At 44.9% G+C, this 23,665-nt stretch carries 25 protein-coding genes; 8 read left to right on the top strand and 17 right to left on the bottom strand.

The genetic code is table 11. The features are described from left to right. Positions 1-48 precede the first annotated feature (48 nt). From J2T14_RS08005 to J2T14_RS07985, 5 genes are all read right to left on the bottom strand, one after another. Positions 49-1,158, bottom strand: coding sequence for a glycoside hydrolase family 172 protein (locus J2T14_RS08005; protein WP_307469627.1), 1,110 nt, complete (start codon positions 1,156-1,158; stop codon positions 49-51). 74 nt (positions 1,159-1,232) lie between these two features. Beyond that, on the bottom strand, positions 1,233-2,897 hold the full coding sequence (locus J2T14_RS08000; protein ID WP_307469624.1) for a ribulokinase: 1,665 nt from the start codon (positions 2,895-2,897) through the stop codon (positions 1,233-1,235). Positions 2,898-2,915: 18 nt separating this feature from the next. Beyond that, the gene (locus J2T14_RS07995) at positions 2,916-4,700 is read right to left on the bottom strand and encodes an L-fucose isomerase (RefSeq protein ID WP_307470399.1); all 1,785 of its coding nucleotides are present in this window, start codon (positions 4,698-4,700) and stop codon (positions 2,916-2,918) included. 55 nt (positions 4,701-4,755) lie between these two features. After that, the gene (locus J2T14_RS07990) at positions 4,756-5,763 is read right to left on the bottom strand and encodes a LacI family DNA-binding transcriptional regulator (protein WP_307469621.1); all 1,008 of its coding nucleotides are present in this window, start codon (positions 5,761-5,763) and stop codon (positions 4,756-4,758) included. 50 nt (positions 5,764-5,813) lie between these two features. After that, positions 5,814-6,896: a glycoside hydrolase family 172 protein gene (locus J2T14_RS07985; protein WP_307469619.1), complete on the bottom strand. Its 1,083-nt coding sequence runs from the start codon at positions 6,894-6,896 to the stop codon at positions 5,814-5,816. Positions 6,897-7,119: 223 nt separating this feature from the next. Here J2T14_RS07985 and J2T14_RS07980 point away from each other — a divergent pair, with 223 nt between their 5' ends. Then, the gene (locus tag J2T14_RS07980) at positions 7,120-8,025 is read left to right on the top strand and encodes an AraC family transcriptional regulator (protein ID WP_307469617.1); all 906 of its coding nucleotides are present in this window, start codon (positions 7,120-7,122) and stop codon (positions 8,023-8,025) included. A gap of 483 nt (positions 8,026-8,508) precedes the next feature. Here the strand turns inward: J2T14_RS07980 and J2T14_RS07975 are convergent, their stop codons facing one another. From J2T14_RS07975 to J2T14_RS07925, 11 genes are all read right to left on the bottom strand, one after another. Beyond that, positions 8,509-9,309, bottom strand: coding sequence for a hypothetical protein (locus J2T14_RS07975; RefSeq protein WP_307469615.1), 801 nt, complete (start codon positions 9,307-9,309; stop codon positions 8,509-8,511). Positions 9,310-9,348: 39 nt separating this feature from the next. Next, a complete protein-coding gene (locus J2T14_RS07970) occupies positions 9,349-10,365 on the bottom strand; it encodes a hypothetical protein (RefSeq protein ID WP_307469613.1) in 1,017 nt (338 codons plus the stop codon). Positions 10,366-10,679: 314 nt separating this feature from the next. Beyond that, complete coding sequence (locus tag J2T14_RS07965) at positions 10,680-11,612, bottom strand: hypothetical protein (protein WP_307469610.1); 933 nt, start codon at positions 11,610-11,612, stop codon at positions 10,680-10,682. A 52-nt stretch (positions 11,613-11,664) separates the two neighbouring features. Next, complete coding sequence (locus J2T14_RS07960) at positions 11,665-12,789, bottom strand: hypothetical protein (protein ID WP_307469607.1); 1,125 nt, start codon at positions 12,787-12,789, stop codon at positions 11,665-11,667. Beyond that, complete coding sequence (locus J2T14_RS07955) at positions 12,786-13,298, bottom strand: DUF4365 domain-containing protein (RefSeq protein ID WP_307469604.1); 513 nt, start codon at positions 13,296-13,298, stop codon at positions 12,786-12,788. The genes J2T14_RS07960 and J2T14_RS07955 overlap by 4 nt, the downstream gene beginning before the upstream one ends. Positions 13,299-13,520: 222 nt before the next feature. Beyond that, positions 13,521-14,255 carry an Eco29kI family restriction endonuclease gene (locus tag J2T14_RS07950; protein WP_307469601.1) on the bottom strand — a complete coding sequence of 245 codons (735 nt, stop codon included), beginning with the start codon at positions 14,253-14,255 and terminating at the stop codon, positions 13,521-13,523. Then, entirely contained in the window at positions 14,255-15,427 is a 1,173-nt protein-coding gene (locus tag J2T14_RS07945) for a DNA cytosine methyltransferase (RefSeq protein ID WP_307469598.1), read from the bottom strand. The genes J2T14_RS07950 and J2T14_RS07945 overlap by 1 nt, the downstream gene beginning before the upstream one ends. Before the next feature lie 297 nt (positions 15,428-15,724). After that, complete coding sequence (locus J2T14_RS07940; RefSeq protein WP_307469595.1) at positions 15,725-16,270, bottom strand: hypothetical protein; 546 nt, start codon at positions 16,268-16,270, stop codon at positions 15,725-15,727. Positions 16,271-16,329: 59 nt separating this feature from the next. Continuing rightward, on the bottom strand, positions 16,330-16,623 hold the full coding sequence (locus tag J2T14_RS07935) for a hypothetical protein (RefSeq protein WP_307469592.1): 294 nt from the start codon (positions 16,621-16,623) through the stop codon (positions 16,330-16,332). Between the two features lie 79 nt (positions 16,624-16,702). After that, on the bottom strand, positions 16,703-18,529 hold the full coding sequence (locus J2T14_RS07930; protein ID WP_307469589.1) for an outer membrane protein assembly factor BamB family protein: 1,827 nt from the start codon (positions 18,527-18,529) through the stop codon (positions 16,703-16,705). Between the two features lie 11 nt (positions 18,530-18,540). After that, complete coding sequence (locus tag J2T14_RS07925) at positions 18,541-18,924, bottom strand: hypothetical protein (RefSeq protein WP_307469587.1); 384 nt, start codon at positions 18,922-18,924, stop codon at positions 18,541-18,543. A 273-nt stretch (positions 18,925-19,197) separates the two neighbouring features. Here J2T14_RS07925 and J2T14_RS07920 point away from each other — a divergent pair, with 273 nt between their 5' ends. From J2T14_RS07920 to J2T14_RS07895, 6 genes are all read left to right on the top strand, one after another. Beyond that, on the top strand, positions 19,198-19,548 hold the full coding sequence (locus J2T14_RS07920; RefSeq protein ID WP_307469585.1) for a helix-turn-helix domain-containing protein: 351 nt from the start codon (positions 19,198-19,200) through the stop codon (positions 19,546-19,548). A 139-nt stretch (positions 19,549-19,687) separates the two neighbouring features. After that, positions 19,688-19,846 (top strand): sporulation histidine kinase inhibitor Sda, encoded by a 159-nt coding sequence (gene sda / locus J2T14_RS07915; protein WP_307469582.1) that lies wholly within the window; start codon positions 19,688-19,690, stop codon positions 19,844-19,846. Between the two features lie 166 nt (positions 19,847-20,012). Next, a complete protein-coding gene (locus J2T14_RS07910) occupies positions 20,013-20,222 on the top strand; it encodes a hypothetical protein (RefSeq protein ID WP_307469580.1) in 210 nt (69 codons plus the stop codon). Then, a complete protein-coding gene (locus tag J2T14_RS07905) occupies positions 20,200-20,418 on the top strand; it encodes a hypothetical protein (protein ID WP_307469578.1) in 219 nt (72 codons plus the stop codon). The genes J2T14_RS07910 and J2T14_RS07905 overlap by 23 nt, the downstream gene beginning before the upstream one ends. 302 nt (positions 20,419-20,720) lie before the next feature. Next, positions 20,721-21,320: a JAB domain-containing protein gene (locus tag J2T14_RS07900; RefSeq protein WP_307469576.1), complete on the top strand. Its 600-nt coding sequence runs from the start codon at positions 20,721-20,723 to the stop codon at positions 21,318-21,320. 145 nt (positions 21,321-21,465) lie between these two features. Next, positions 21,466-21,609 carry a hypothetical protein gene (locus J2T14_RS07895; protein WP_307469573.1) on the top strand — a complete coding sequence of 48 codons (144 nt, stop codon included), beginning with the start codon at positions 21,466-21,468 and terminating at the stop codon, positions 21,607-21,609. Positions 21,610-22,026: 417 nt separating this feature from the next. On the opposite strand, the gene J2T14_RS07890 is transcribed toward J2T14_RS07895, so the two are convergent. Then, a complete protein-coding gene (locus J2T14_RS07890) occupies positions 22,027-22,464 on the bottom strand; it encodes a helix-turn-helix domain-containing protein (protein ID WP_307469571.1) in 438 nt (145 codons plus the stop codon). A gap of 447 nt (positions 22,465-22,911) precedes the next feature. Here J2T14_RS07890 and J2T14_RS07885 point away from each other — a divergent pair, with 447 nt between their 5' ends. Then, positions 22,912-23,580 carry a hypothetical protein gene (locus J2T14_RS07885; RefSeq protein ID WP_307469568.1) on the top strand — a complete coding sequence of 223 codons (669 nt, stop codon included), beginning with the start codon at positions 22,912-22,914 and terminating at the stop codon, positions 23,578-23,580. The last annotated feature ends 85 nt before the right edge of the window (positions 23,581-23,665 follow it).

Genomic DNA, 23,665 nt, shown 5'->3' with positions numbered 1-23,665 from the left:
TTTTACGCAGCTTTATCAACTCCTTTAAGAGGCGCACCCAAAGCGCGTTTACGGATTAGAGTGCTTGAAAATTTCCTTCAGGCTTCGCTCGTTGAACGGCTTAATATCGGGCAGCGGCATGCGGTCCTTTACCTTCGGAAGCGGCTTGAACGCTTGATGCGGCTCCGTCTGGTACCAGTAAGCCGTTGACGATACATCGTCGCTGCGGTGATTGTTATGGCCGTGCTCGATCGTCACTTTAATGCTTTGGTCGAACATTATCGGATCGAGAATATGGTAACGGTAGGTAGAGATTTTGCCGCTCCAATTCGGTCCTCCGCCCAATATAATGCCGTGGTATGGCGTGCATACTTCCTGCTGCGGGCACCATGCGGTATTGAAATAGTCTTCCATTCCCGTACCGTGCAGCGTCGGCGGCCAAGGCTCGCCGTCGATGAAGATCATATCGTCGCCTTCGCCGTACCAATTCCATTCTCTTGTTTCTCTCAAGTTGTGAACGTTGAAGTTGCAGCCGACATAATGTCCCTTGCCCTTCGCGTCGAGAATAACGTAGTTGCCGTCGCCGGTCGTATTTTTGCCGCCGAATTCAAAATTGGCGTTGTCGACGGTACTCTCGTCGATTCCGTCCGTCGGGTTCTCGCGGTGCCACAGAGCATGGAAACGAAGCTCGTTTTCGGGAAGCTTGTCGTACGCTTCATAATCGATGTAGAAATAAAATTTGATCGGTTGTTCGGCTTCGCTTTCGATTTCGATTCTGGCATCGATTGCATACGGCATACGGAAAAAGCTGTTAAGCGCTTTGCCGTCTTCGGGACTCATCATCAGACAAGCCGACTCGTAATTTTTCGTGATCCCGTGTCCAAGTCCGAAAAAGTCGCCGATCGGCGCTTCCACGCTCGGCTCGGTCTCGCCGTCCCAATACATCCGGAGCACGATCTTTCTGGGCAGCAGCGCTTCTTCCTGCGGTGCGTCCGTCGCCATCGTCATCCAGATATGAGTGATCGCTCCCGCGCCTTTGATATGACAAATTTCCGTTCTGTCTCCCGGATTGATGGAGAAATAGTCTTTGTTGCCGCCCGTGCGGTCATAGCTGGACTCTCTTTTGCGTTTGCCGGGTCTCAACTGGCTGAGCGATTGGATCGATTGTTGAATTTCCATCGTTGTACCACCTTTTCTGTGTCGGTATATGAGATCGATTGCACATTTGCGAAACAAAGCGGCTGGCGCTTTGATTAGGAGCTGCGTTTCATTGCCTTTAAAGTCTTCATCACGTTATTGCCGCCCCGCCCGAAATAATCATGCAGTCCCAGGTAGGATTGATATAGCGCTTCGTATACGGCTGCGTGCTCCGGAATCGGCTTGAACGTTTCCTCCCTCACTCGCGCCATTTTGCCTGCCGCTTCGACGATCGTCGCGTAGCCGCCTGCTTCCGCGCCAGCCGCTACTGCCGCGAACATCGCCGCGCCAAGCGCCGCCGTTTGCGTCGAATCGGCGATTTTAATTTCCCGGCCGGTTACGTCTGCATAGATTTGCATCATCAGCCGGTTCCGCTGCGGCAGTCCTCCGCAAGCATATAATTCATTAACGTCGACGCCACTCCGATGGAACGCTTCGATGATTCTTCTCGTTCCGAAAGCTGTCGATTCGAGCAGCGCCCTGTATATTTCTTCCGGCTTCGTTTGAAGCGTTAGCCCTACGAGCAAGCCCGAGAGATCCGCATCAACGAGCACCGAACGGTTACCGTTCCACCAATCGAGTGCAAGCAGCCCGATTTCGCCAGGATTGTATTCAGCCGCCTTGCGCTCCAGCCACTGATGAACGCCTACGCCATCCTCTTGCGCGGATTGCCGCACATAAGCAGGTACCGCTTCGTCAACGTACCAGGCAAAAATATCGCCTACCGCGGATTGACCGGCTTCATAGCCGTAATAGCCGGCAACGATGCCATCCTCTACGACGCCGCACATGCCTTCCACATTAACTTCCTTATCGCTGAGCAGCAGGTGGCAAATGGAAGTTCCCATCGCCATAACCAGCTTGCCCTGCGTCACGACGCCGACGGCAGGTACAGCCGCATGCGCATCGACATTGCCGACCGCGACCGCGATGCCCGGACGAAGGCCCATAGCCTCAGCCATAGCGGCATTTAATTCACCGGCTTTCGAACCCAGCGCGGCAACGTTGCCGCGAAGCTTGGTCGCGGTAAGCGGTTCAAGCCTTGGATCCAGCGCTGCGAAAAATTCGTTCGACGGATAACCCTTCTCCTTGTGCCACACGGCCTTATATCCCGCCGTGCAGCTGTTTCTGACGAGGCTTCCCGTCATTTGCATAACGACCCAATCCGCCGCTTCCATAAACAAATCCGTCCGGGAGTAAATGTCCGGCGCTTCGTCCAATATTTGCCAAACTTTGGCGATCATCCATTCGGAGGATAATTTGCCGCCGTATCTGGCCAGAAATGTTTCTCCGCGCTCCTCTGCGATCGCGTTCAGGCGGTTTGCTTCCTCCTGCGCCGCATGATGCTTCCAAAGCTTCACCCAGCTGTGCGGATTGCCGCTCCACTCCGGCTTCAGGCATATCGGCAAGCCATGTTCGTCCAGCGGCATCATCGTGCAAGCCGTGAAATCAATTCCGATTCCGATGACGTCCGCGGGATTGACGCCTGCTCCATGAAGTACCGCCGGCACGGAGCGTCTCAGCACTTCCATGTAATCATCCGGATGCTGGAGCGCCCAGTCGGGACCGAGCGTGGTCCCGTCAGGCAGTTTCTCGTCCATCACACCGTGAGGATATGGAGTAACATGAGTAGCGATCTCCGCTCCATTCGCTATATCGACCAGCAAAGCCCTTCCCGATTCGGTGCCGTAATCGACGCCTATCGCATATTTGGCACACATAGGTGATTGCCCCTTCCGTTATTTATAGAGCGGTCCGAAGTTTTGGCATGCGCGGTAATCGGCGCCTACCGGCTCCATTTCGCCGAATGCGGCCCATGCGCTCGGCCTGAACACTTTATCGCCTTGGACGTTGTGCATGGAGACCGGGATACGAAGCATCGATGCCAGCGTAATCAGATCGGCTCCAACATGTCCATAGCTCACGACGCCGTGATTCGAGCCCCATTTATTCATTACCGTATACACGTCCTTGAACATACCCTCCCCCGTCAAATTCGGAGCGAACCATGTCGTCGGCCAGGTTTGGTTGCTGCGCTCATCGAGTTTGGCATGTACGTCATCCGGCAGTTCTACCGTATAGCCTTCAGCCAATTGAAGTACGGGACCAAGACCGGCGATCAAGTTGATGCGGGCCATTGTCACCGGCATGCCGGCGCGCGTCGTGAAGTCCGTCGAGAAGCCGCCGCCGCGGAAGAAATCTACCGCAGGGCACCACTCCGTCGCATCCAAGCAGTTCTTCGCTTCGTCTTCGGTAATTTCCCAGAAAGGCTTCATGACCGGCTCGCCGTCACGGGTTTGCCGGCCTGTGCCGTCAAGCGCGGCAGGTCCGGAATTGATCAGGTGGATAATGCCGTTCGCCGCTCTGCCTGTAAGCTCATGTCCGGTAACGCGTTTAACCGCATCAGGGCTCCAGTAAGTACGGACATCGGCGAATATTTGCGCCGCGTTCGTCAGCAAGTGACCGAACAGCATCGTAACGCCGTTAAGCGTATCGTTCTCCGTCGCCAGCATAAAAGGTTCGCGAATGCCGTTCCAATCGAAGGAGGATGTCAGCATTGCCTCCATGAAATCGCCGTTAGGGAAGTAGTCCGTCCATGCCCGTTGGCCCTGGAAGCCGGCTGCGATGGCATTATGTCCGAGAGCCTCTTCGCCGTATCCGATTCCGCCCAGCTTTGGATTGCCGATCATGAGATCGCGGGCGATCAGCGTCATTTTGACAACCGTTTCCCAATCCTTCTCCTTCTGCTGGGCGGTCCGTTTCAGATGTTCCGGATTAACGTCGATGCCTTCTTTGCAATTTTGCTTCGTCCAAGCCAAAGCGAGCTCATATTCCTCGCGATCGTAGATCCCCAGCTCCATGCGTCTTACAAACTCCGTCATATCGATATACTCGTTGCGGATACCCAGATATTTTTGGAAGAAAGACTCGTCCACGATACAGCCAGCGATGCCCATCGAGACGGAACCCATCGACAGGTAGGATTTGCCGCGCATCGTCGCAACGGCCAGACCAGCGCGGGCGAACTGCAGCAGCTTTTCCTGAACGTCCGGCGTAATGGCGGTATCGCCAATATCCTGCACGTCTCGTCCGTAGATGCTGAATGCGGGAAGTCCTTTCTGATTATGCGCGGAAAGCGCAGCCGCCAAATAAACGGCGCCCGGTCTCTCTGTTCCATTAAAGCCCCAGATCGCTTTGGGCCTGGTCGGATCGGTATCCATCGTCTCCGTCGGGTAACACCAGGACGGTGTAACGGAGATCGTGAGTCCTACGCCGGCGGTTGCGAATTTCTGCTCGGCGCGCGCCGCTTCGGCCACGCCCCCGATGCAAGTATCCGCGATGACGCATTCAACCGGCAAACCGCAGCTGTGCTTCAAATTTTCGGTTAAAAAGGCAGCGGCGCTCCTTGCCATTTCCATCGTCACTTCTTCCAGCGATTCGCGGATGCCTCCCCGCCGTCCATCGATAACAGGACGGATGCCGATTTTCGGCAAGTTCCCTTGCAGACGATTTACTGCTTGTATATTGGACAATTCAAGTCACCTCTCCTAGTCATTCGTTATCTATGATTGCTTTTCTTTATAGAATGCATTTGATTTGATGGCTGAATATTTCCAGATGAGGATAGGCGTTTTCGTTTAGCTTGTTCAATCGGCTCAGCAGAAGCTCTCCGGCCCTCTTCCCCATGTCGTAAGGCTGCTGATCAATATAATACAGCTTTGGACATTTGAGCAGCCGCCCTGCTTCGACCTCTCCGAAGGAGGCGATTGCGACATCGCTTGGTATGCGCAAGCCTCTTTTTATAAGCTCGAGCAGAACGCCGAACGTCATCCGGTTGTTAAGCGATACGATCGCAGTCGGCGGACAAGCTGCCTGCCAGAACGAGCGGACCGCCCGGATTCCTCCCTCGACGGAGAAATCGCCATTGTACACATGCGGAGGATGTTCGATCCCCCATTCCCGCATCGCCCTCCGGACGCCGTCATAGCGCTCGCGCCCAGTGCTTACCCATGATGGGCCGTTAACGACGCCAAGCGCGGTATGTCCGTCCTCGAGCAGCCGGTTGGCAAGCATGTACGCACCTTCCGAATTGTCCTCGGCGATCAGATCCAACTGCGTATGTCCGTCATGCTTCTCCAGTCTGCGGTCGATCAAGACGACCGGAAGCCCGGAAACGGACATGCTTTCGATCTTGCTTCCGTTGCCGCCCGCTGTCGCAACCACTACCGCGTCGACCCGTTTCTCGTTAAGCAACTGCAGAAGCCTGCTTTCCTTGTCGGAATTTTCATCGGAGCTGCAAAACATAAGCTGGAATCCGTTTAGTCCGACCGTATCCTCGATCCCCTTCGATATTTCCATAAAATACGGATTCGTAATGTCGGGAACGATAATTCCGATCATATAAGTCCGGTCCTGCTTCAAACTTCTTGCGATGGCGCTGGGCTCATAATTAAGCTTCGCAATCGCTGCGCTTACTCGCTGCCTCGCATCGTCGCTCACCTTCAAGCTGTTATTGAGGACTCGTGACACGGTTGCCGTAGACACTTTCGCTTCCGCAGCTACTTCTTTTATTGTTGCTTTAAGCAATGCAGACTCTCCTTGGGCGCGAATTGAAAGGTTGACGGGACATCATCGGTTTAGATGACTTCGCGCTCATCGTTCCCCGGCAAAACCGGATAAGGAGCGTGCGGCTCCAACTGGTACCAGAACGAAGTGGATGCGATATCGCTTTGCTGCGGCAAATACCGTCTGCCGGAACGCCAGCCAAGGTCTTGGATCGTTACTTTGAGTTCGCTCTCGAACCGGATCGGGTCCATGATGTGCCACCGGTACATGCCGAAGCGTGTCTGGCTCCGGTACAAGCCGTCAGGCTTGATCAGCTGATGCATGCCGAGATAAGCTGTCGAGTAAGTAGAATATTGACCGATCGGCTGCTCCCAGTTCCAAGCCCCTCCGAAATAGTCCTCCGTTCCCGTTCCGCAAATCGTTGGAAATTCCTTGTCTCCGTCCATGAAAAACTTAATTTCGCCTTCGCCCCACCAGCCGGTATTGTTCACCTGCCAGGCCAGATAGGTACCGATATAGTGCCCTTTTCCCTTTACTCCGTCCAGAATCGTATGCACGTCTTTGTACGGTACGGGATTCGATCTTCTCCACTGCGCATGGAAGTACGCCATGTCATCCGGCACTTCCGTGAGCGTATAATCAACCTGATAATAAAGCACGACCTTATCCTGCTCTTTGTTCTCGATCGTAACTTTCGCATGCTTCCGAAATGGCATCAGCCAATAGCTGTTCATCCCGCCCGCAGGGTTCACGGCGATGGGCTGCGAATTTACGTTGCAGCGTTCCTGCCAGCCGTTGCAGAAGAAGTCGCCCAGCGGCACTTCGACGGAGGGCTGTTCCTCTTCGTCCCAATACATCCGAAGGATCATATTTCTCCAATGCGTCGGGAAGCAAGTCAGCCAAATATGCTGGATCGCGCCCGGACCTTCTATATCCGCCATCGTGAAGATTTCCCCTGGCGCAATCTCTACCGAGGGAGACACTTTCCAGCCTATCCCAAGATCCCGTGCGCATTCTGCGCCGGTACCTTCTGTTGCCATTCCGCCTTTGCCCTTCTCGCCGTTAAAATTTTCCGGGCTTATGGATCGGGTTCGTGCGTCAGATACTCTGGCCAAACTTCCGATTCCCATCTCAAGTCCATTAAATCGACTCATTCTCATTTGCTCCTTTCCGGATAAAAATTAGCAGTACAAAGGAAGAAATACGTGAATCGGTTGATGAGTGAGCAACGCTATAATATAATAGAAGATGCTATCTATCATTGAGACTTATCAAGCGTGTTACCGATTACATTGCTTATGTTATCACATTTATTTCGGGACTTCTTTATTGCAACTTGTTATTATTTGTCCAATCTTGCTAATTTGGAGTGATTTCATGGAAGCGCTTACCAATCAAAAGGTACCCTTGATGACCCAGCTTTCGCCTAATGTTCGCAAAGCCTGGAATCACCGCGAATCGGGCATGCGCCTGAAATCCCGCATCATCTTCGACTATGAGCTGCTTTACCTTGAGAAGGGAGAGCTGACTTTGAGGATCGACGAAACCGTTCATAACATCCAGCCCGGCGATATCGTTCTGTTCAAGCCGGGCAAGGAACATGAATTCATCGAATCCGTTGGGGAATGCTGGATGCCGCATGTTCATTTCGACGCGCTGTACGAGGATAACCTTGAGGAAGTGCCTATCAACTACAAAAGCTTGTCCGAGTGCAGCAATGAGGAGAAAAGATGGATTCGGGAAGATGTTCTAGGCAGCGTCCTGCAAATACCGGATGTTATTCGGATCGAAAATCACGGGGAAATATTGAAAACGCTGCAACAGCTTATTCATGCGTATGAACGGCGTGACCTTGAATTCTTTATCTTGCAAAAATCTTTAGTCCTAAAGCTAATCTATCTCCTGTTGAAAGGACTGGAAGCCAGCGAATTGACCCGGCGGAAAGTCCATCATAAATCGCTTGATGCGGCAGCGACTTTGATCATGGAGCGTTTTGACCAAACGATTCTGCTTGAGGAGCTGTCCAGGACGGCAACGCTGAGCGTCTTTCATTTCTCGCGGCTGTTCAAACAGAAATACGGGCTTACGCCCCATCAATTCCAAATGCGCTATCGAATCGAAAAAGCGAAGCATCTTATGATTTATACCCCATTGTCGATCACAACCATTGCGGAGAAGGTCGGGTACGGCAGCGTCTTTGCTTTCAGCAAAGCCTTTAAGCAAATCGAAACCATGTCTCCGCGAAAATTCATCCAAACCTTTACGGGTCTAAATGAAATCTGATTTCAACATGTGGAATGCTGCCGAATAACCTATATACAGAATCGAATTAATGCCAACGAAAAAACCTCCTTCGCCTACATCTGATTTAGTCAGATGATGCAAAGGAGGAATTCTCGTTTTTTTTGATTCCCATGTGCTTAAAATAAACACGGAGGACTATTATTTTAGAACAAGTATGTACTCTGTTAAAATCCTTTGTAAATCAAGGATTTAAAGGATGCCGAGGACGGGAATCGAACCCGTACGGTGGTCACCCACCGCAGGATTTTAAGTCCTGTGCGTACTTGCCAATCCGCAAAACCGCGTGGATTCTGGATTTCTCACTATCTGTACCGCTTGAGCTTAACAGGATTCTATACCGCAAAGAATACGCGAATCCTGTGCTTCTATTCAATTATATCATTTCAAGAACCAGAACACAAATTCATATATACGATAGAAATTAACGCTACATAGCTTCTACGGATAGCCACGGTTTTGATGTCACCCTAGAGACTCCCTATCCATCGGAATAAATAGCGGTTCTCCATCTTCATTGAACATAACTTTGCCATCACCAAAGCTAAAGTTCGGCAATGCCTTATTTCCAATATTCTCTTTGTAGAAGTCCACTGTTCGCTGAATCTTATCGATTTCTTTTTGTCTCGTAGGATAACCAGAGAATCTAGTCATTGATCGAACTAAGTTATCTGCTGAACCAACCTTAATTCCACAATGTTGCGGCCAATTGATAACCAACCTATGTTCACTAATATGTGCAGTACTGTCATTTTCATCTTTGAGCGTTACTTCATGCTGTGCTATTACCTTTTCATCGAGCATTTGTATCATTATCTGAGTATCAATCGGACAATCTACAATTACACCAGACCACTCTTGGCGGGATTCTAATACAGATGCCCTTACTAGGGGGTCACCTACAATAATACTTCCATTGACATACATATCCCCCCAAGTTAATGCACCTCTAAGCGGAAAGCCACGAATAATGGATTGTGCAAGCAACAAATTCAGGGCTTTAATAAGTTCAATGAAGGTACCTATATCATCATCTTCTGTGTACATGATAATGGAATCAGAAAATTGATATACCTTAATTGAAGATGATACCTCTAGGCTGGGGTTATTATCAACGAAAACGGTATCTCCCTTTATTGCCGATAAGATTGAAGCCTGGAGTATATGGGACATTTGATCTCCAAGTTCATCAGTACTAAGATTACCCATGATTGACTTGAAACCTAGAATATCAAGGAAAGCCATATACCTTTTTTTAGTACTCATATAATCACCTTCACTGTTTTAAGTTAAGTTCCCTTCGGTTCAACCAAGCTTCGAAGTAGCTCCTGCTAAGTTCCTCCACCCAATGGTGCAAAGCAGGTATCGCTTCTCTTGGATTGTGTAGATGTCGGTATAATAACGCGGATAACCATTAACATTTCGCTGGTCAGACATAGATAGAGTTGCATCATATTCCTTCAAAATAGGGTAATTGATATTAAACGTCCTCTTGGAGTAATCCATCAGTTGAAGCCGTTCCACTTCGTTTGAATCAATTAATCCATCCCCAACTAGTCTAATAAAAGTCGATTTGACTAGAATACCAATCTTCATTGCACCCAATCCCGCTTCCCCTGCTATGCCAACACGATCAATCCGTTGCTTGCGTTCCTTCACTGTCTTAGCGGTACTGTTGTCCGCGAACAGATTAGACATCTGAATTGCTCTCATGAATAACTCAGATGTATCAGCAACTGTATTAGACAGCGCTGTAACTACGTTATATATCTCATCCCTGAAATCATCGTTGCAGACAAACGAGAAATGAAAGTTCAGTCCTAAGCATTGTAATAGCTGCTGTAGTTCCTGCAAATACTCCTGCAACGGATTATTAATGATTCCGTAAACTTTAGGTGAGGCAAAAATGATTTCTCCGTTGGTCATATTAAAGAACCCATGCAGAATCATGGCTGAGCGAATCATCTTTTTCATAACTCTGGCGATTGTCTCTTCTTTGCAGCCATAGTTCAATCCACTCTCATGAAATGCAACGTCAACTGCGTATATTTTCTGAACGCCGCCGCTGTTTATCTCAATACCAAGCGCATCGATTTCACCCTGTTGAAGAAACTGGCTTAATGAGCTGTTCTTCTTGAACAAGTTCAGCCCATGCTTCTCGCTAAAGTACGTATCGGTACTCTTCATTAGCGCTTCAACTGTGTTCTCGTTATGTAACTCCCATGAAATAACCGATGGCTTCCAGTTTAATTGAACCATCTGGCAGCTCTTTGCGTGTCTTAACCAGGATAACATCAATGATTCCGCAATCTCTATCTTCACGACCACGACCTCTTTACAATTCTAAATATGAGCATAATACCTAATGTGTTAAATACTAAGAATGAATAATATGCAATTACAGCCTAATGTACGTAGATCGAACTTACTGAGCTGAGCTATGACCCAAATATTCGATTGAACTCCATGCTGTCAGTGTGGTATACCCTGTGTCCTGATGTAAACCGAAGTGTCCGAAAGCTTACTCTCATGCTGGTTTTCGGAACTCGGTCTATTTGGATGTATCCTCGAATATCCGTCAATATTCTAAAGCACGTGATCATTAATGTGATCATATTTACTGAACACTCACGCTCTCAACTATTGCTTTTGTAATAATTGATATACTTATATTGTAGCTCGCAATAATTAACGAATGACATGAAGAACATTAGAACTTGAATCCTATCCATAATAAGATCATTAGGATGAGTTAATGAATTACGTGTAAGCCTCGTAAATGTCGCATAAATAGTTGAACTAGCTTTATCCATGGTGGATGTATAGGTTTTTAATACTGTGTCCCTAGAATTAGCAATATACTTATCCCTATATTCTAAATACTTCGTATACTTATGAGAAATTTTCCAGTCCCTTGAAATCTCTGCCATGAAGGATGAGTGGAGTGCTTGATCCTTATTTCTCAGAAATGTACCCAAGTGCTCAACCAATTCCTCAATAACGACTTCCCCCGCTAATCCAATATTAATCATCGAAGAGTTGACGCAGTTTGCATTGAAACATTTTAGAGCTTCAGTCATATAGAAAAGAATCCAGGTATGTAGGTCAGTAACAGTCTTCAACTTTGAAAGGTATCCATCCTGATCATAAGGTAAGAAGTCCTGTCGCACTATACATTCCATTCCTAAGGGAGTTACATGGAAGTATGGAAGTTCTGTACTGTATGAGCCATAAGCTCCTGGGGATATGATACCTTGATTCAACAAATTGTGAAACTCCTGAAACAACTTCAAAATCTCACTTCTGCTTAAGTTAATAGTTTGATATTCATACAACGTATTACCATGGCATCCCCATGCTTCACCCTTCATAGGAACTTTCGTAGGCTTTAAGTTTCTCTTTATGATTAGACCATTCAATAATCGAAACAGGTCAGCCTGACTCCCTTGATATCCATACATCTTAAAGGTCTTTCCCTCTGTATCAATATCATCGCCTTCATATGATAGAACCTCAAGCAATAAATTCCTTATCTCAAGATTAGTTAGCTCCTCAATCACGTTACTCATGACGCTCACCTCAATTAAGTATATATTTTGGCTAAAAAGGATGTATCCGTCATTAAGGAATCAATGAAACCCCTGTTACTTCGACCATTTTCCATGTGTTACCTTTCTTATATAGAACCCCTGATGCTTTGATAGGCACTCCTCTACCGTGTGCTTCATAAGCGACAGAGTAGCTTTCTTTATCTAAATCAAGCTTAACAAGTATCTTCTTACCATCAATCTCGTGTTTAATTGTGGCCTGCCGCAAGAAGTTCTCATCACTCATAGGATTTTTATTAGAGTGCAGAGTAACAATATTACCCACAATTGTTTCATTGAAGGGTTCGATTTTATTCAATTCCTCGGCTGCGTATTCCAATACCTCATATGATGCTTTTGAAAGTATCCAGTTATGTTTGTTCCTAATATCATCAGAAACTTCGAATTTGGAACTCCATTCCACATCAAGACCTATTCTGATTGATTTATTTGAAGATAGTTCAAGAAGTGACTCGCACATTTTTGAGTTGAAAGCAACATCATAGCTATTTACCAGGATGTCTCCATTATCTGCTTCCACAGATTTCATAAGTAAATCTAGACCGCGAATAATTCGTTCCATCACCTTGCGTTCGAACGGGAGTTCGTTCTGTTCTTCAAACATATCAATTTGTATATATTCATCAATAATTGGAGAATTAATGGCGATACCAAAACTCCCTTCAAACGTATGTCCAAAGCGGCATAGATGCGCATGATTAATTCCCACTTGCAAGGGTTTGTCAAAAAAAGGGAGACTAACTTGCTCGGAACATGCCCCATATACAAAGAGGTCCTTTATAGATTTCAAAGAATTAGATGCATATGGAAGTGAAATACTATTGGAGTAACTTCCAGTATCCAGAACTCTTACCTTAAAGACATCATGGCTCGTAAGAAGAACTTCATTTGCAATATCTTGAATGTTCATATTCTTCATTAATCCAATGATTCTGAGAACGTCATGTACTCTACTGCTATAATCTTGGTATTGTTCATTTTTAGGAATTGCGATTTCTAAAGGCTTACCATCATCATTTAGCGGTCCCCGAAATACTATTAATTTATCATTTGGATGTTCCGAAACCGTCCATCCTACATCTTTTAGATAACGGACTAAATCAATCAAAGGTAATTTAGTTGGAATTTGGTTTCTCATCCTAGAGCACCTAGCCTAAAGTCTTCAATCAACTTCTGTACAGCCTCAGGGGTCAGAACATTATCCCTAGGAATTCTAATTCTTGTACTCCTTTTGTTCGGAGTCATTACTCCTTGTATATAATAGAAATATCCACACTTCCTAAGTTTAAGCTCATCCTCTGTTAAACATATCCACTCGTTTGAATCTTTTGGGAGACATAGTACAAGAAGAAGGCACGGAGTTGCACTCGCATTATGTCTGTAAATTAGTTTGTTATATGCATCAGCTTCTATATCATACACAATGTACGAGCCATCAATCTCCCAATTTGTTGTGGATTTTAATTGAAAATCAAACGAAACTCCCATATCCATTAACATGCCATTAAATTTATCAACACGCCTCACACAAACATCCACACCGAAATCACGTGAAACAATATCAAAAGATGCTCCCGCCTTTGCGACAACAGCACTGACATAAGATACTGACAATGATTCTTCTATATTTTGAACACTTACTGCCATTTTCCTCCCCCACTCAGTTGAATAGTCATCCATAGACTTCCAACGTTCCCTTAACCATTCATTACTTCCTTCTCATACGCTTCGACAAACTATGACCTTTTTCCTGCATATGGATAAAAAGAAAAGCGCTCTTTTGAGCGCTAAGTCCTATAAATCCTCAATTACATTCACATATCCTTCAAGCAGAAGCTTAATACCCTTGTTCTACCTCAAACGAAGGGTTTATGATCGAATTATCTCTTGATAAAACGGATATTCACGATTTTCATGATAGAGAATAATCCTGCCGTAAAGAATCGTTACTTGCCAAACACCACTTGGCAATCCCTCAAGGATCAACGTTAGCATATCCCTCAATGATGATCTTGTAGAACTTATCTCTACGTTGAAATCAAGTTCTTCTTGATGCCTTTTCTTTTCATATCGGAAGGTATAGGGAAGCCGAGCAGAAAGTAACTTCAACAGTTCCTGAACATTTACTATGCCTATCTGGAGAAAGTCGAGCTCCATATCAATATCAATAGGATGCTCCAAATCAAACACCGCTGGTCTCTGGGTGTCCCTTTCTTTCCCAGGATCATTGCCACCAAATCCTGAATTATTCCACGGCGCACCATAATGATCAATCAAAATCGTTTCTAAATCCGCGTTCTTAAACACTGGGATTGCGACTGCTTTGAAGAACATCGTGGTTGGATCAAGATTACGCCTATGTTTGACATGTTCTGAGTGCCTTAAGAGTCGATTCTGAAAACCGCCCCTCGAATCAGTCTTACCGACATACATAAGCGTGTTATTTTGTAATAGGAGGTAGACACCATTCTTCTTTACTGGTATAGATGAAACATTAATAAAGGTTAATGGTGCTGCCTCTAACCCATCGATAAACGGTGGTAAGTCTCTCTTAAAAGCCAACTCAAGATCTAACTCAAATTCATCAAATCCTTGGACATTCATTAGATGCACCTTCTATTCTCCAACGAGATTACATTCGTACTTAATAAAGCGTTAGCAACTTGACTAGTGACTTGTTCAGCCAACAGTACTGGAACAGCATTCCCAAGTTGCCTCATTGACTCAGTCCAAGAACCTTCGAATACGATATCATCAGGAAAAGTTTGGACTCTGGCGGATTCTCTAACTGTAAGATAACGGTACGTTGTATCAGGGAAAGCAATCATATTTTCTCCCCCAGGCACCCCATGATCACCCGCTTTTAACGTTTTGCTTGGTTCATCGAGTACACTACCAGAATGTCCTGGATAAGGACGAGCTCCAGCTTGGAAAATGTGATTCATGAACTCAGGTTCTGACTGTAACCTAGGATCTGGCAAATCAGATAAACAGTCTCTCAAGGTAACCCATGGTTTTAAGTGAGTATTCTGATTCCGATTTTTAATTATGCGTTCAAGCACCTTATCACTAGGTCTGACTTGTGTAGGCTCAATACCTTTAGATTTCCAATAGCTATTGGTGACCCACTTTTGATACATAAGTTCCTCGTTGGAATGCGTCGCCGATGGAAATGAAAAGTTTGCATTAATATCAGATCTGAAGCCTACGAAGAATATTCGCTCCCTTTTCTGTGGGATCCCGTAGTCAGCAGCATTAAGTACACGTGGAGGGATAACCTTATATTCAGGATTTCTTCCACCAGTACCAGTATGGTGCTTTTCAAGTCTTGCCAGATGAGCATCCCATTCTTCGTCATTTTTGCGAACTAACGATGGATAAGTTAACTGAAGTTGGATATATTCACGGTATGTGGTGAAATTCTCTCTGGCTAGACCTCTAACGTTTTCAAACACAAACGCTTTAGGCCTTATTTCACGAACTGCACGAATTGCTTCTGGGAACATATCCCTTTTATCATCCCAAGCCTTGTGCCTGCCTCCAATTGAGAACGGCTGACAAGGTGGACCACCTGAAACAAGTTCTAAATCTGTTCCCCACTGACTGTACTGTATAGTTCTCACGTCAGCTTGGACAACTTCCCAGTTAGGTCTGTTTCGACGTATTGTGGCGCACGCACCTAAATTCCATTCAATAACTGCAACATGTTCGAACCCTGCTTTCTCTGTGCCAAGAGCAAGACCGCCAGCTCCAGCAAATAGTTCAAGTGATCTCATGCGAACCTCCGTAATGTAGAATAAGTTTCCTAACGAGGGGGTAGAACATTTGTTCTCATTGGATATGATACAATATTTGCTTTATATGAACAACCTAGTGTCTCTTACGCCATTAATACTTTTACCGAAGTCATATGGCTGAGAATAATAGACCTTCTTACAGTCGACACATTGTACATCACATACTCGATTATAAACAAGCTTCTCCTGTTTGGTTAAGTGATCTGGGGGCGTTTCGATGCCAATTACAAACAATAGCCCCCCGCATTCATAACAATTAAACAATATATCATCCTCCTAGATCACTGGGGTTATCGATAGAACCTGGTTAGCATCCACACTAAGATCATCATTTAGACGAATAATAGGATTATACCACTGATCCCACTCATCTCGCCTTATCTTACTTAGATAGTAGAATGCATAACGTAACAAGCGAAACTGCGTATTCCGCTTATTTAGTTTGTTTGAGCCATCGAAGATGATCCTGTTTACTGGAACTTGGAAAGTGATAACATATGGCTTAACTTTGGCTCTCCAATCATCAATAACCTTCCGTTTACCTAATACTCTTAAGATGTTCTCCGCAAACTCAGGCATTACCACGATATGACGCACATCACTATTCTCCCAAATATCACCGCCAAACAGAAAACCGTTGATACACTTATCGGCATCAGGGAAAAAGCGGTTTGGTTGCAATCTGCGCATAATCATCCTGATACATGGTTCCTCATTACTTTTGGGAATCATGCTCTCCCAAACGACAAGTTCCCCATCTAAATAAGTATCGATTCCGTTCTTTGACTTGCTGAACGTAATACCTGACTCCCGTAGCTTCATTGATAGTTCTGTCTCACGTAAGAGCGACTCATGAAGGTTATAAATTGGTTCAGAGTTCCCTATCCAGGATTCACTGCGCGTGGATGGCTTACTGCCACATAATCGAAATCACCTATATTGATTTCAGTACCTGTCTTATCTTCGATGGTCTTTTTTATACTCTTCAAGTCGACTTCCTCAGCAGAACTTAGCCTTTGTAATTCAAGCGTATTTCTAATCACAGCGTACTCGATCATATGTCTTGGAGCTGAGAATATATGAGCTAACGAATCATACAAAGCGTCAGGATTACATGTATTCAATAATGGCAATACAATCACTCCATTACAATCATCTATTCTTCCCACGACCATTCCAACTTTGTCCTATAATTCGACATGTGAGGTCGATAACCCTGCATTCGGACAAAAGAAAAGCGCCGCGTGGGCGCTATTACTGCTTTTTCATAGTAGCTTTTTTGAAATCCGACTCATACGTTAAGGTTTTCTTGTCCTCACTTAAGTCTAAACGAACTTGGCTTGATCCAGCTTCAAGTTCAATGACAATTTCATATTCGTCCATGTAGGGTATTTTGAACGATTCTTGATATGGTTCCTTTTCTTGATAATAGTTGAGATATCCGCCTGACTCATCTTCGTCAAGTACAATCTCAAAGCATAACTCTTGGGCTGAATCACACCACTTACCCTTGAATCCGCTAATCAGGCTTTTTGCAGCCGCATCATCCGCTAATTGGCTCACATCTGATCTCACTAAGGTATATCTATGGTTGTTATCCCTATAACCAAGCTCTCCTGAATCATAGAGTACTAGAACAACTGCTTTTTCCTCGCTGCCGATCAGCAAGCCAATTGAACCACTGGCCGCTCCAGTCCCGTACTTAAATGGAGTTGGATTTTTCGCTCCCTGACTATAGAATGTTATTACTCCGCTTGAATCATCGGTAAAGGAGAGGTTGAACGCCAATTCATCCGATCCAGGAGTACTCCATTGACCTTCAAATGCTTTTAATTCAGGATTCCTGTCGGCTTTGGTCGATTCAGCTTTAGTTGATGTTGTGACACTTCCTTCGACACTCTTACCGCCCTTGTATGCCTTTAATCCATTCTTTGTTACAACGATCATACCGTTATCTATTAAGGAAGGCGAATAATTGATAAAGTCATTCTCATGGTATCGCCATTGTTCATTGCCAGTAATAACATCCAGGGCAACAATACTTGAGAAACCAGGCATACCCTTAAGCTCTTTATTCTGACCTTCCCATACGCTTATATATATCGAATCATCTGCCACAATGGGGGGAGTGATCGCCCTTCCGAATGATACTCCGAATACAGGATTGCCCAGTTTCTTCTTCCACAGCTCTTTACCCTTGCTATCCAGCATGACAACTGTTCCGCTTTTAACATCAGTAATAAGCACTTTATCTTTGAGTCGGATAATATCCAGTCTACTCGGTCTAACACCGTCCTCAGAGGCAAGAATATACTCCCATATCTGCTCGTGACTCTTTAAGTCAAATCCATGAATACTCCTATCTGCATCTGCAAAGACAGCTACCAAGAGATTATCACTTACAGAGATGTTGTCGATCATTGCATCCAACTTGATAGAGTCAGTTTCCTTGCCCGTCTTTTCACTCAAGACGTGTACTTGGTCTGTAGAAGGTATGTAAAGCTTGTCACCTATAATGAGCGGATTTCGGTTGAAACTGATGTTATCCCCATAATTCCAGCTTTCCTCACCCGTCTTGATATCCAATGCCTTGAGTGTTGGTCGGCCATCCTCAAGTCGCTCGATAATGAAAACATGATCCGAGGAAGCGGTGGTCACTGCTGACCTTGCTGCGTAGAGAACTTCCTTCTTATATAGATGCTCCCACAGCAGTTCTCCTGAATCAGCATTCAAGGTGTGAACTCCCGTGTTATCAATGAAGCTTACAATATGTTTGGTAACGGCTGGGCGCGAAATCATCCCATTGATCTGATGCATCCACAATTTCTTTCCTGTCTTAGTATCAATGGAGTAGATGTTCTTGCTATCACCAACGTATACAGCTTTCTCCGTAACCGTAGACTCATACGGTGGAGATTGGAATTCTTGGTACTTCCATGCAACGTCCGATACACCCTTAATTGCTTTGCCTTGATAGATACCAGGTACAAATGATTCTACTGAGCTCGCGTTATTACCGCATCCAGCGATCATTATGCCAAGTGAAATAGCCGCGATCCATCCATATCTCTTTTTGATCAACTTGCTTCCCCCTATTTCTTTTCTCTACGCTCTTCATCGAAGAACATCTTGTTACGTACGGTCCAGTCGGTACCATTGTGCTGTAGCTCATAATGGAATTTGGCGTTCACATATCTTATCTGATCTACACCGTTCTCTTTCCAGCCATCGAGCTTGTATTCGAGATTACCATTAACGAACATTCTGCCGTCTGTCGCGCCTTCCTCGGACTTGGTTATGTTCACTTTTACTGTCTTTGCTACCTCAGGGCCATGCTGATTTCCGATGCTTTCCTTAACCAGTTGAGTTACTTCAGCCTTTGCTCCACCTTCATTGCTGTCTGTTGCGTCTGCACCGCATCCAGCGAGTAGAAGCAGGGTGAGTATCACCGCTGCGACCAATCCTATCTTTCTCATAGAAGCTCCCCTTTGTGAAATAATTTACTTATGCAGAAATGAAAAATTGATAAAAATTCCGTGACAAGTTATGTATAGTAGAATGTTGTCTAAATTCCTAACTCGCCCAGGGGGCCTCTACAGAATGCAGTCCTCCTTTACTAGACCAAAATGCCTACCAATCACGTTACAATTATATCATGCATTATATTGGTTAGTTAAGTCGATATGTTGCATTATAATGTTTCGACGGTGGTTCACTATTACTCTACTGTTTTTGGTAGAGGTGAGAGCATGGCTAGGAAATCACGAGATGTTCAGAAGATTAAGATAGCCGTGGGTCAACGGCTACAAGGATTCAGGAACCATCAAGGCAGAACCCAAGAGGACGTTGCTCACGAGGCTGATGTCCATCCTTCATACATAACCAAGCTGGAATCGGGCAGGTCTAATTGGACAATTGAAAGCTTGGATAACATTCTGAATGCATTAGAGGTTTCATACAGCGATCTATTCCATAATATTGATGAATCAAAGAACAGGATCGACAATACCGTGCTTATTCAGATTGTGAAGCTATTGCAAGGCAGGAGCATTGAAGAGCAGCGCAAAGCATTGCAACTAATAAAAGCGTTGTACAGCTGATCGTATAGCGTCATAACTGAGCTCTGTTGCTTATCCCAAAAGGGATAGGTAACAGGGCTTTTTTTGCGTTCATTGGCATGACAGGAAGCAGAAGGGGCAGTGAGATAACCCCAAGCTCCAATGAGAGGAGGTGAAATACATGAATGATAAAAGAGATTCGATGCAGGAAGTCAGTTCAGAACTGTTGATTGAAACTTATTGGACAGCATTGCAGCTTGGACTGGATCAGGGGTTCATTGAAATGCTTAAAACAGAGTTGGCTCAACGCGGCATCAACATCAAACCAGAAACGGAGTGATACAAATGAACAAACAGCTTCGGTAAGATCGCTAATCAAATGCTTAGACGACAATTGAAAAAACAGCTTCACTAGGACTTCGGCCATTTACATTGGTGGGAGTCCTTTTTGTTTTACAGGAACAAGACTAGGCGGAATGAGAAGTACGCCACAAGGAGGGATTAACATGGAGGAATTTAGAAAGAGGCTGAATGAGGCTTCGGCGGCACTGATTCTGTTAAGCAAAGAATTTGAGCGATTGGAAACAGACTACAGTGACATTCTTGCAGAGGACTACCCATTCAACAAGTGTCTGTTAGAGGTTGTGCATGGCCTATTGGAGTGGCAAGAAACAATCACGGGGGCGATGAAGCGTGGAGAAACAACAAATAGCTGACGAGATGACCACTCTTCTCCGTCAGTTGGTAATGCAAAATCAGTTGGTTATGGCAGCTCGCGTCTTGGGAGTGTACTTTCAGCGTGTATGGAAAATCGATGAAGAATTATCTAATCGGTATGTGCGGGCCTATTTCAAAAGGTACTATCCAAAGCAGTTGGAACAGCATCTTAAGCGCCAAAATCGAGCCAGTTAAGAAAGGGTGATACTCAATGATTAAGCAGTTACGAGAGCGTAAAGAGGCTCTACAAAGTGTCAGGAAGCGTCTGGATGGAAAGGCATCACTCAGAACCCATGAGGGAAGGCGGTATATCCGATGCCTGGCAATGCTCGTAAGTACGGAAATGCAGATTGAAGGAGCTCAAGGCATGAAAAAGGACGCCTGCCAGCGCCCTCAGTAAATCGTCTCTGATTCAATAATAACCTAATATCTGTACCCATTTCAAGGGGAGTGGCTTCGGCTGCTCCCCTATTTCTATTTCTTGGAGGTAATCCACAGTGAACATTTACTCTATTAAAACAGCTTTAGCTGATGCCCTTTGTGTGAAAGAAGATAGCAACATGATTCAGGAGTTGTTTTCTCGCTTCGTAACGCCAAATGAACTGTTGGAAGCTAGTGAGGTAGAACTGACTTGCATTAAAGGTGTTGGTCCCGCTAAAGCTCGCCAGATCGTCAGTACGCTTAAGTTGGCAAGAGCTTTGAACACGCCACGCGAGAATCCAACAGTCATCCGTTCACCAAAAGATGTTTTCGATATTATGCGATTTACTGTCGGCTACCGTTCTGTAGAGGAATTCTGGATTCTGGCTCTCAACACAAAGAATCACATTGTATGGAAAGAAAAAGTAAGTATCGGAACCATTAACAGCGCAATAGTCGGAGTCCGAGAAGTATATCGATTCTTGGTTCAGAGAAACGCATGCTCATGGGTAGCTCTTCACAATCATCCCTCTGGAATTTGTGATCCATCTCCAGAGGATATCCAGCTTACGAACAGACTTGTCCAGGCAGGTGAGCTCTTGAACATTCAATTACTTGACCATATCATCACTTCAACCGATAGTTACTGCTCACTCAAAGAGCGAGGTTTGATGTAAGTATCAACTAGAGGAGTCTGTCAAAATAACTGGCTCCTTCTTATTAACACTATGCCTTCGGCTGTTGGATACGCGCTTCGCGCATTACCTGTCTATTCGCATCATACGCACTCTAATCCAAACTAATCTCGTGGAGGTAATTCAAATGATTTCAAATGCAGCAATTATCGGTTACGCCTTACTGGCGGCTAAAGAGATGGGGTTCACAAAACAAGAGCTATCGGAACTAGAGGTTATTATGCGTTCCGTTCTTGATGAATACACAGAGGCATTCTATAGAGCTAACTAAGTATCACTGGAGAGGCGGCTGTAATAATGGCTGTCTCTCTCTTATTAAGAATCCCTTAATGACCTCACTGAGAATCTATAAGCGGGATCGGCAAGCCGTCTAGCCATAAGGTCCATAGAAAGCTCGTTCGTATAGGTAGGTGAACCACTGGTTCGCTTATTCTTAAGGTTCTGATACAGATTAATCATATGGGCATTAGCGGCCTTCTGACTATCCGAACAAGTACTCAATTCACTCTCACGGTTCAAAGCATCTATTAAATCATCATAATTATTCATTATCTTCACCTTCCTCATCTTCATCGGTTCCAAAACCGAAAACGAACTCTGGCCAGTAATCGCAGTCAATCATTTCAATGGTGTTATTCATTCATGCACTCTCCGTTCGGATTTTTGTATGTTTCCCGTCGAAATCAAGTTACAATATCGTACCCCATAGATCGGGATCGTCATCAGTTATTGACTTCCAGTAAGCTCTCTGTTCTTCAATATCCATTTCTTTCATTGGTCTATTATGATAATCCTCGGTAAAGCTATCAATTAGTTTTCCATCAGAGTACCAATCCTCATATAGATATTTCTCAAATTCCTTATAGCGATTTTTCATTATCAAGAGTTGCCCTGTTTCAATTAAGCTTATTGTAGATGGATGTAATCGGACTATCTTTCCTAGTTGTTCCTGGCTAAGCCCGTCATGTATTCTCTTGGTCTTTATCTGGTGATGTAGCGGCAAGTAATCCATGTTAATAATTACACTTCTCCTAGCACTGTAGATGCTCGTACAGTCGTTTGGGTCATGTTTATAGTCTTTTCTAAATCCGAACTCTCCGTACTTGTCTAAATCAGACATATCCATATATACATCAATCCTTATTGTGTTTTATTGCCTCCCTCCTGGTGTGAAGAGAGGCTATTGAAAGGAGTACTACGATACGGAAACAGTAGGGAAACCGTATCGATACAAGTAACGTAAGCTGTTCATTGCAGGATGTCAAATGATTTATTAAATGAATTAATAAGTGATTTGGGCGATTTGTACCCTTCGCACCACCTAAGTGCTTTTGCATGGACAAACCCTTGCCAGCACTAGGATTTTGGGCATTTCGGTCGAATTATCCAACAGTGGAATGCGATGCTCCCTCTGGGGGTCTAAGCACAATAATCAGAAATCACGTCTAATCATGGTCTAGCAAAATATCAATCTTCAGCCGATAATATATTGTGGGAGCTAAGGGTTGCCCGTATGGTTTTATTCTTCAAGGATTCAAGCTTTTCCAGAATTCAAATAATGAGGTGCTTTGGGTTGGATACGGTTACCGTTACTATTGATCAATTAGATAAGATGAGTCAATTTATTTCTGATAAGCTTGACTACTGTATACAAAAGGATGAATACCCTGAGTTTAGGAGTTATTATGACACGCAGCTAGAAACCATTAGAACCATGAGAGATTTTATGGTTGAGCAGTTCGCAACGGGCATTGACAGCTATTTTGATCTAGCTCGCCATGAGCCTAATCAAATAGAATGTATGCTCTTTTCTGCCAAGGAAGTAACCAAGCAAATAGAGGTAGCGCAAGCGAAGACAAAGCATTATGTAAAGGAATCCTTTAGAGCGAATAACTTCAAGGGGCCAGAACATTTGAAGATAGCTCGGGATAACTTGGCAATTTGGGCGAAAAATAGCGCGGATAAGAACAACGTTGATTCGGTATTAGCATCTCACGCTTCATACAAGTGCATTGTACGAACAATAGATGCTCCATTTACTAACCCGATCAAGGAAAAAATTGCTAAATTAATTACTAGTGCTAAAAGCACTATTAAACTCACGGTAAACTATAACCTTATGAGGCAAGTTTTCCCTGACCAAGAAATTGAGATTCATTATACAAAAGCCATCGCTCAATCAGAAGAGACCATCAAGCTGTTAGAGAACATTATCGGGGATATTAATGAATTAAGAGACTGAGGAGGAATCGGCTCGGAAATTAAGATGTTTATGGCATGGGGACGGAAATATGCTATACATGACACCGTCCCTCTCTGTCTTTTTA

The organism is Paenibacillus harenae (genome assembly GCF_030812415.1).
In the GTDB taxonomy this organism is placed as follows: Bacteria; Bacillota; Bacilli; order Paenibacillales; family Paenibacillaceae; genus Pristimantibacillus; species Pristimantibacillus harenae_A.
Note: the sequence above shows the minus strand (reverse complement) of the source record. Positions and strands in the feature narration are given on the sequence as shown.